This is a genomic window from Asaia sp. W19 (genome assembly GCF_003994335.1).
Classification (GTDB): domain Bacteria; phylum Pseudomonadota; class Alphaproteobacteria; order Acetobacterales; family Acetobacteraceae; genus Asaia.
The window spans coordinates 1-1,098 of record NZ_PNQZ01000214.1 but is presented as its reverse complement, the minus strand read 5'-3'; the positions used below and the strand labels follow the sequence as shown (position 1 = coordinate 1,098).

The following is a 1,098-nucleotide window of genomic DNA, read 5'->3' as shown; positions in this document are numbered from 1 at the left end:
ACAACATGAGCACCTATGGCTCGAGCATCTCCGACAACCTCACCAACGGCATTGGCGCCCTGACCGACGCAGATATGTCTGCTGCCAGCGCTAAGTTGACCTCACTTCAGACCAAGCAGTCGCTCGCCATCAAGTCACTCACCATCGCAAACTCGCAGTCTCAGAACATCCTCTCCCTCTTCCAGTAATACTAAAAAGCCCCTTACCTGCTCTCAGGTGAGGGGCTACCAAAAACCCCGATCCGGGCTTTGCTTCATCCGCCGGTTTGCACTGTGCTAGTGGCAAGATCGTTCTTGGCAAGGACAAGTGGTGGAAAAGCGACCCACGCACTAAGTTTATCATAGCACCCCGCCATCATATCATCGATGCCCGAGTTCTCTTTATTTTTTTCCAGTCCGGGATAGAATGTCTGCATCGGCCGGAGCGGCAAAACATGAGAGAGCATTTTCGAAATCCCACTAGGAGATATCGAGTAGCCTATCAGCCCGTGGGCACGCAGGAGGCTGAATAGCGTCGTATCCGCCGAACCCATCCTGAATTCCTCACGGTTTTTCAAGAGGTTTACGTGGTCAAACCGTGACGTACAAAAAAAGCCGATTTCGGCGCTCCTGAACGTCAAATAGGCGTCGGTATTGTAGCCCCATAGTACCATATCCCAGCCTTGCGGTAGCGCCTCGATCAACCCAGACGTCCGGGCGTCGAAGCTTTCATTGATGATTGCGTCATCTTCGAAAATCGTACATCCCCGCCCCTCCCCGAGTGAGTTCGTCCAGATCGCAAGGTGCGACAGCGCGCACCCGATTGCGCCATCCGTATAATTCAAATCAGGGTCAAGGATACCCTGATCGCGAAGCGCCTCGCGATCGAGACTCCGACCATCTATCGCCTCGAAAAGCCGAATATCAGAGAATTTAGGGTTGTCTCGACGAAATTCCTCAAGCCTTTCTGGAGTACGCTTGAGTGTAATCAACCACTTATCCATCACGTGTAATCCCAAGGCTCCGAATCAGATAAATTTGAACGAGCGCTCTCCCCGAGACATTGACCGCCATATCTCTCACGAAGCGACCGGTTTCGAAACATTAACGAGCGTCTTAC

2 protein-coding genes are annotated in these 1,098 nt (G+C 52.3%); one reads left to right on the top strand and one right to left on the bottom strand.

The window, feature by feature from the left end:
* Nucleotides 1-188: flagellin (locus tag C0V97_RS18115; RefSeq protein WP_255424200.1), on the top strand; the 188-nt coding region annotated here is incomplete at its 5' end.
* 65 nt (nucleotides 189-253) lie between these two features.
* Here C0V97_RS18115 and C0V97_RS18110 read toward each other — a convergent pair.
* Nucleotides 254-982 (bottom strand): glycosyltransferase family 25 protein, encoded by a 729-nt coding sequence (locus C0V97_RS18110; protein WP_127102153.1) that lies wholly within the window; start codon nucleotides 980-982, stop codon nucleotides 254-256.
* Between the last annotated feature and the right edge of the window lie 116 nt (nucleotides 983-1,098).

Bases quoted from the DNA above. Each gene is read 5' to 3' on its own strand.
- C0V97_RS18110 (WP_127102153.1), bottom strand. From the start codon at position 982: ATGGATAAGTGGTTGATTACACTCAAGCGTACTCCAGAAAGGCTTGAG.